Origin of the sequence: Serratia sp. CY33525 (genome assembly GCF_052169115.1) — a bacterium.
GTDB lineage: Bacteria > Pseudomonadota > Gammaproteobacteria > Enterobacterales > Enterobacteriaceae > Serratia > Serratia sarumanii.
Genome location: NZ_JBJNLK010000010.1, coordinates 149,533 through 156,384 on the forward strand (window position 1 = coordinate 149,533; position 6,852 = coordinate 156,384).

7 protein-coding genes are annotated in these 6,852 nt (G+C 57.0%); 4 read left to right on the top strand and 3 right to left on the bottom strand.

Going from position 1 to position 6,852, the window contains the following annotated elements:
* Position 1: 1 nt before the first annotated feature.
* Positions 2–1,771: an ABCB family ABC transporter ATP-binding protein/permease gene (locus tag ACJ8IM_RS21400; protein WP_033654131.1), complete on the bottom strand. Its 1,770-nt coding sequence runs from the start codon at positions 1,769–1,771 to the stop codon at positions 2–4.
* A 181-nt stretch (positions 1,772–1,952) separates the two neighbouring features.
* Between ACJ8IM_RS21400 and ACJ8IM_RS21405 the strand changes: the two genes are divergently transcribed.
* Positions 1,953–2,810, top strand: coding sequence for an AraC family transcriptional regulator (locus tag ACJ8IM_RS21405; protein WP_060424033.1), 858 nt, complete (start codon positions 1,953–1,955; stop codon positions 2,808–2,810).
* Positions 2,811–2,844: 34 nt separating this feature from the next.
* On the opposite strand, the gene actS is transcribed toward ACJ8IM_RS21405, so the two are convergent.
* Both actS and ACJ8IM_RS21415 read right to left on the bottom strand, forming a co-directional pair.
* The gene (gene actS, locus ACJ8IM_RS21410) at positions 2,845–3,597 is read right to left on the bottom strand and encodes an amidase activator ActS (RefSeq protein ID WP_041036544.1); all 753 of its coding nucleotides are present in this window, start codon (positions 3,595–3,597) and stop codon (positions 2,845–2,847) included.
* Positions 3,598–3,756: 159 nt separating this feature from the next.
* A complete protein-coding gene (locus tag ACJ8IM_RS21415) occupies positions 3,757–4,434 on the bottom strand; it encodes a hydrolase (protein ID WP_033635814.1) in 678 nt (225 codons plus the stop codon).
* Between the two features lie 248 nt (positions 4,435–4,682).
* Here ACJ8IM_RS21415 and ACJ8IM_RS21420 point away from each other — a divergent pair, with 248 nt between their 5' ends.
* The 3 genes from ACJ8IM_RS21420 to ACJ8IM_RS21430 all read left to right on the top strand — a co-directional run bounded on the left by ACJ8IM_RS21420 (position 4,683) and on the right by ACJ8IM_RS21430 (position 6,733).
* The gene (locus ACJ8IM_RS21420) at positions 4,683–5,570 is read left to right on the top strand and encodes a LysR substrate-binding domain-containing protein (protein ID WP_101455650.1); all 888 of its coding nucleotides are present in this window, start codon (positions 4,683–4,685) and stop codon (positions 5,568–5,570) included.
* Between the two features lie 119 nt (positions 5,571–5,689).
* A complete protein-coding gene (locus tag ACJ8IM_RS21425; protein WP_033654076.1) occupies positions 5,690–6,259 on the top strand; it encodes an HdeD family acid-resistance protein in 570 nt (189 codons plus the stop codon).
* Between the two features lie 135 nt (positions 6,260–6,394).
* Entirely contained in the window at positions 6,395–6,733 is a 339-nt protein-coding gene (locus tag ACJ8IM_RS21430; RefSeq protein WP_033654075.1) for a hypothetical protein, read from the top strand.
* Positions 6,734–6,852: the final 119 nt, after the last annotated feature.

Sequence of the window (6,852 nt, forward strand, 5' to 3'; positions counted from 1 at the left end):
GTCAGTGTGGCTCCTGCTCTTCGCTGTACTGGGTTTGCCACATCGCGGCGTAGCGGCCGTTCGCCGCCAGCAGCGCCTCGTGCCCCCCGCGCTCGACGATCTCCCCCGCCTCCAGCACGATGATTTCATCGGCGTCCACCACGGTGGAGAGCCGGTGGGCGATCACCAGCGTGGTGTGGTTGCGGCTTACCTCGCGCAGGTGCCCCTGGATTTCGCGCTCGGTCTGGGTATCCAGCGCGCTGGTCGCCTCGTCGAACACCAGGATGGCCGGATTTTTCAGAATGGTGCGCGCGATCGCCACCCGCTGCTTTTCACCGCCCGACAGCTTCAGCCCGCGCTCGCCCACCCGGGTGTCGTAACCGTCGGGCAAACCGACGATAAAATCATGGATATGCGCCAGCCGCGCCGCCCGCTCGATTTCTTCATCGCTGGAGCCGGTTTTGCCGTAGCCGATGTTGTAGCGCAGCGTATCGTTGAACAGCACCGTATCCTGCGGCACGATGCCGATCGCCTGCCGCAGGCTGGCCTGGGTCAGTTGGCGAATGTCCTGGCCGTCGAGGGTAATAGCGCCGCCCTGCACGTCGTAGAAACGGAACAGCAGGCGCGACAGCGTGGACTTGCCCGCGCCGGAGGCGCCGACCACCGCCACCGTGTGGCCCGCCGGAATGGTAAAACTCACCTGCTTGAGGATCGGCCGCCGCGTGTCGTAACCGAAGCTGACCGCGTCGAACCGCACTTCGCCGCGATCGAGACGCAGCGGCTGCGCATCCGGGCTATCGACGATCTCACGCTTTTCTTGCAGCAGATCGAACATGTTCTCCATGTCGATCAGCGCCTGGCGCACCTCGGAATAAATAAAGCCGAAGAAGTTCAGCGGCTGATACAGCTGCAGCAGATAGGCGTTGACCAGCACGAAGTCGCCGACCGTCATCGTTCCCTGGGTAATGCCCTGCGCCGCCATGGCCATCATCACGATCAGCCCGATCGAAATAATGGCGGTTTGCCCCAGGTTGATCGCCGTAAAACTGAATTGGTTCTTGATGGCGGCGTATTCGTACAGCCGGCGCGACAGGTCGAAACGCTCGGCCTCGAACTCTTCATTGCCGAAGTACTTCACGGTCTCATAGTTCAGCAGGCTGTCGATGGATTTGCTGTTGGCGTCGGCGTTGGCCTTGTTGAGCTCGCGGCGAAAGCGGGTGCGCCAGCTGACCGCCAGCACGGTAAACAGGATGTAGCAGCCGACCGTCGTCAGGATCGCCAGCGCGAACCAGCCGTTCAGCATGTGCCACATGATCGCCGTGACCAGCGAGAGCTCGAACAGGATAGGCACGATGGAGAACAGCAGCCGCGACAGCACCGTGGACACCGCCTGGGTGCCGCGCTCGATGGACAACGACAGCCCGCCGGTCTGGCGCTCCAGATGGAAGCGCAGGCTCAGCGCATGCAGCTGGCGAAACACCCGCACGCCCAGCAGGCGCGTGGCGTTCTGGCTGACGTGAATGAACATCACGTTGCGCAGCTCCTCAAACAGCGCGCCGCCCACCCGCGCCACGCCGTAGGCGACGATCAGCCCCAGCGGCACCGCCAGCATTTTCGCCGTCTCGCCGCTCAGCCCATCGACCATCGCTTTGTAGGCCAGCGGCACCAGCGTGGTGCTGACCTTGGCCGCCACCATGAACACGAAGGCCACCACCAGATACCCGCGCAGCCGCGGGTTGTCTTTCGGCCACAGGTAGGGCAGCAGGAATTTCAGCAAACGGGAACGATCCATCATGTAATATTCATCTTCTCGGTCGGGATCGCGGCGCACGGCCGCGCGGGGGTTATGAGTTTGGCCTGGCCGGCGGCGAACGCCGCAGCCATCCCGTTTTCCTGCGGCGGCAACTCAGCATCATCCGTCAGGAGAAGCGGCGGCGGCTCGGGCAAAGTTCAGGCATGGAGGAGACAATCACATGACCCAGACGTATGCAAAGCGCTTTGCGCAGGTCTTTGACTATATCGACCGCCACCTGGACGAGGCGCTCACCGTCGAAAAACTGAGCGAAGTGGCCCACTTTTCGCGCTTTCACTTTCAACGCCAGTTTAGCGCGTATTGCGGCATCTCGGTGTGGCGTTATATCCAGTGGATGAGGCTCAAACGCGCCTCGTACCGCCTGGCGTATAACCCACTGGAGCCGGTGATTGACATCGCGCTGGACGCCGGTTTTCAAAACCCGGAGTCCTTCAGTCGCGCCTTCAAACAGGCGTTCAGCCAAACGCCAAGCCAGTTTCGCAAACGGCCGGCCTGGATCGATTGGCAGCAGCGCTTTCCCGAGCCGAAACACACAAGGAAACAACCCATGAAGGTAGACATTGTCGACTTCCCGGCCACGCCGGTGGCGATGATCGAACATCGCGGCCCGTCCGCGCTGGTCAACGAAACCGCCGCACGCTTTATCGAGTGGCGCAAAACCAGCGGCCTGTCGCCGGTCAGAAGCAGCCGCACTTACGGCATCGCACCGCACGATCCGGCCACCACCGAAGCGCAGGACTTCCGCTTCTTCATTTGCGGCGAGGTCACTGCGCCGATCCCCGAAGACAACGCCTTTGGCGTGGTGAACAGCACGCTGCCGGCCGGACGCTGCGCGGTGCTGCGCCATCACGGCTCGCTGGATGGGCTGTCTGAAAGCGCTCGCCATCTCTACAGCGAGTGGTTGCCGAACAGCGGCGAGGAACCGCGCGATTTTCCGCTCTATTTCCACTACCACAACTTTGTGCACGAGGTGGCGGAATATGAACTGGTGACCGATCTTTACCTGCCGCTGAAGTAACAAAAGTCAGGCTCCGCCAGGAGCCTGACTGACGTCAACAGGACGGCGACGATCCCTGCGGCGGCAGATAACGCTGCGGATCGAGCGCAGTGGCGCGGTAGCGGATCTGGAAGTGCAGGAATACCGAATCGGTGCCGGTGCTGCCCATGGTGCCGATCTTCTGCCCCGCTTTCACATCCTGACCGTTGCGCACCAGCGTGGTGTCGTTGTGCGCATAGGCGGTAATGAAGTCCTCACCGTGCTTAATCATGATCAGATTGCCGTAGCCGCGCAGCTGGTTGCCGACGTACACCACTTTGCCCTTGGCGGAAGCGTAGATCGGCTGGCCGCGCTTGCCGGCGATATCGATGCCCTTGTTGCCGCCGTCGGAATTGGAGTACGCCTGCACGATCCGACCGCTGGTCGGCCAGCGCCAGCAGCGGGAAGCGCCCGGCGGCGGCGTTTGTTTGACGATTGCGGTGGAAGACGACTTTTTACGGCGCGTAGCGGCGGTTTTGGCCGGCGCGCTGCCGCTCAGCCGCAGTTTCTGCCCCACCTCGAGGCTATAAGGCGGACGAATTTTGTTGATTCTGGCCAGCTCGCTGACTTCACTGTCGGTGATCCAGGCGATGTAATACAGCGTATCGCCCCGTTTGACGGTATAGGTTTTGCCGGAATAACTGCCCTTCGGCAGTTTGTCATAGTCGCGGTTGTAGGTGTTTTTGCCCGAACACCCGGCTAACAGCAGCCCTAATGCCAAACACACCGCCACGCGGCGCCACCCTGCCAGTTTGCTTCCTGTGCTCAAATCCTGTCCCCAGTCGTCGTTTCGGTTCTGATACGCGTCAGCCGCACAGTGTAACATTTGCGCCGGGTCAGTCAAAAAAGGGGGATAAAGGGGGGCGATAAACAACACGAAAATGGCGCCCTCAGGCGCCAAGCGAAAAACGAGCAGGCAAAGGACGTTTCAACGCTGCGAGTCCAGGATCTCGTTTTTCTTAATCACATCCTGCGCTTTGTTGTAGCTTTCAATCAGCAAGCGATAGTTCGGGAAGATTAAGGTGTACACGTCTGCCCATTCAGCCGCATCCGCGCGATTCCAGGTTTGCTGAATTTCCGACGCGACGGCGGCGGTATCCATCGGCACCGCCCCGGCTTGCACCACGCGAGCCAAGGTGATTTCCTGAGCCATCTTGGAATAGGTGCCGGAGGCATCAACCACGGCAAACACCTGATAACCGGCGTCAATTGCGCTGATCGCCGGGAAAGCCATACAAACGCTGGTGATCGTACCTGCGATGATCAACTGTTTTTTGCCCGTGGCTTTCACCGCCGCAACGAAATCCGGGTTATCCCAGGCGTTTATCTGTCCGGTGCGAGCGACATACTGCGCATGGGGCGCACTTTCGTGGATTTCCGGAATCAATGGCCCATTTGGCCCCTGCGGCACGGAAGCGGTAGTAATGACAGGCATTTTCGCCAGAGTGGCGATTTTGGCGAGCGCTGTCGCATAACGGCGCAGATCGGGCATCGGCATATCACCGATCGTTTGAAACAAACCGCTTTGATGGTCGATAAGCAGCATTGCCGCATCGGCAGGGTTAATCACCGGGCGTTGATTATTAAAGTTGGCTGGAGAGCTCATATATCCTCACTTATTCATCCTGAAACCTTGTGGCGATTATTTAAGCGCCGGTCGGCGGCTAACTCGTCGTAACGACCAGAGATATTTCAACGCGCCCGGCGCCATATCATCAAATTCTGATGGTTTGAAGCATTTCAAATATTTACCATGCAATGAAATCTTCACTTTTCAAACTAGCAATGAATCGACAGGATAAACAGTAAGAAAATTGGGAATGAGTATTTCACCAATGGGAAGGTCAGATTTGTATGATAGATTTCAATGAAATGTTTATGTTTGCCAAAGTGGTTGAATGTGGTGGTTTTCTTGCCGCCAGCAAGAAATTCGGCATATCAAAATCCATGCTGTCCAGAAAGATATCCAATCTTGAAAAGAGGCTTAACGTCAGGTTAATTCAACGTTCAACCCGAAAAATAATGATTACCGATATCGGAAAGGAATATTATCGCTACTGTATAAAAATGCTCACTGTCGCTGAAGAGGCGGATAATTTCATTATTAATAAAATCGAAAAACCCACGGGAAAAATAAGGATAACATGTTCAAACATGCTTATTGATCTTGGCTTGCCAGCTATTTTAACCAAGTTCATGTTGCAGTACCCCGAGGTCAGTCTGCATGTAAAGATATTCAACAGAGATGTTGATATCATTGCCGAAGGGTATGATATCTCATTAAAAATTGTCACCGACGTGCCCAAAAACAGCAATCTGGTTATGCGGACCATTTGCACCATACCTTCTGCATTTATGGTGAGCGCATCAGCATTCGACAAATATGCTTTAAGCAAACCTGCGGATTTATCGAAAGTGCCCACGCTTGGCTGGCTGTCTTCACACGTCCAGGCTACCTGGACATTTCGTCAAGCCAAGCGCGAGATCAAAATCAACAGCGATCCATGCCTGGTGTGCGACGATATTCGCCTGATAAAAGATGCCTTGGTGGGCGGCGTCGGCGTTGGTTTTTTGCCGCTGGCGCTGGCGGAGCAAGAGTTGATGGCAGGAAGCCTGAAAACCGTTTTCGACGATTGGTCTGTGGAGGCGCATAAAATTGTCGCCATTTACCCCACCCGACAAGGCCTGCCTCCCGCTGTCAGAGTATTAATTGATTTCATTGTTGATGAATTCAATGGATAGCAGGCGATTTTTCAACCCATTACTGCCGCGGCATTTTCTCTTATATCCCCAATGGCGACTATGCTAGTAATCGACAGTCGTAGATTTCAGGATCGTAATACGCAAAATGGAGAACTATCATGTTGAACCTCGACCGCAATAATCTGCCCCTCCTGAGCGAAGAACTGCTCAAAAAGCAACGCACTACCCTGCTGATCATCGCCTTCCTGCTGCTGGCGGGCGGCATACTGTGCCTGGTCAATCCTTTCGCCTCCGGCGCGGCGCTGAGCATCGTGGTCGGCATCCTGCTGCTGTTGAGCGGCGCCGGGCTGATTATCGCCATGATCGCCAACCGGGCGCAGAATACCTGGCCGATGATCGGCGGCATTTTGCTGGGTGTGGCCTACCTGATTATCGGCTATGTGTTCATCGCCAGCCCGCTGGCGGGCATTCTGGCGCTGGCGGTGTACCTCGCCGTGCTGTTCGCGCTCGGCGGTATCGCGCGCCTGGCGGCGGGCTACATGCGCCGCGGGCTGCCGGGCAACTGGCTGCAGTTCGTTATCGGCGTGCTCGATTTGATCATCGCCTGGATGCTGATCGGCTCAGGCCCGGCGGCGTCGGTCACGCTGGTGACGGCGATCGTCGGCATCGAGATGCTGGTCAGCTCCTTTGCGCTGTTCCAGGCGGCGAATCTGTTTAAACGCGCCTGACGTTACCGGCCCGCCGCCGCGGGCCTCATCGCTTTGGTTGTTTGCAGATAAAACAAGGCGATACCCCCTCTGCTTGTCCGTGGTTATCTTCATCGGTAAGTGCCAATATAGGCGCAGACAAGGGAGCTGAAACCGATGACAACCCATTCCAACCCGTTGAACTCGCGGGAAGTCTGCCTGCAATTACGCCACTTCAATCAGGTAATCGGGCAACAATGCCGCAATATGGCGCGCCAAAAAACCACCTGTCCATGCTGCCTGACGGACATCGCCACCGGCTGCGACGCCGGTATCAAACTGTGTGGTCAACAGTTGGCCAGACCCAACCCGCAAACCCCGTTATTCCGGCAGATTCGCAACTTGCTGCTCGACCTGCGCGCAGAAGCGATAGGGGTTCACAGAATAGACGTCCTGAACCGCACCAATAACGAAATATCCTGGCTGCTGCGCGAGCTGTATTTCGAGACGTTCTAAGGAAGGTGCGAACAAGTCCCTGATATGAGATCATGTTTGTCATCTGGAGCCATGGAACAGGGTTCATCATGAGTCATCAACTTACCTTCGCCGACAGTGAATTCAGCAGTAAGCGCCGT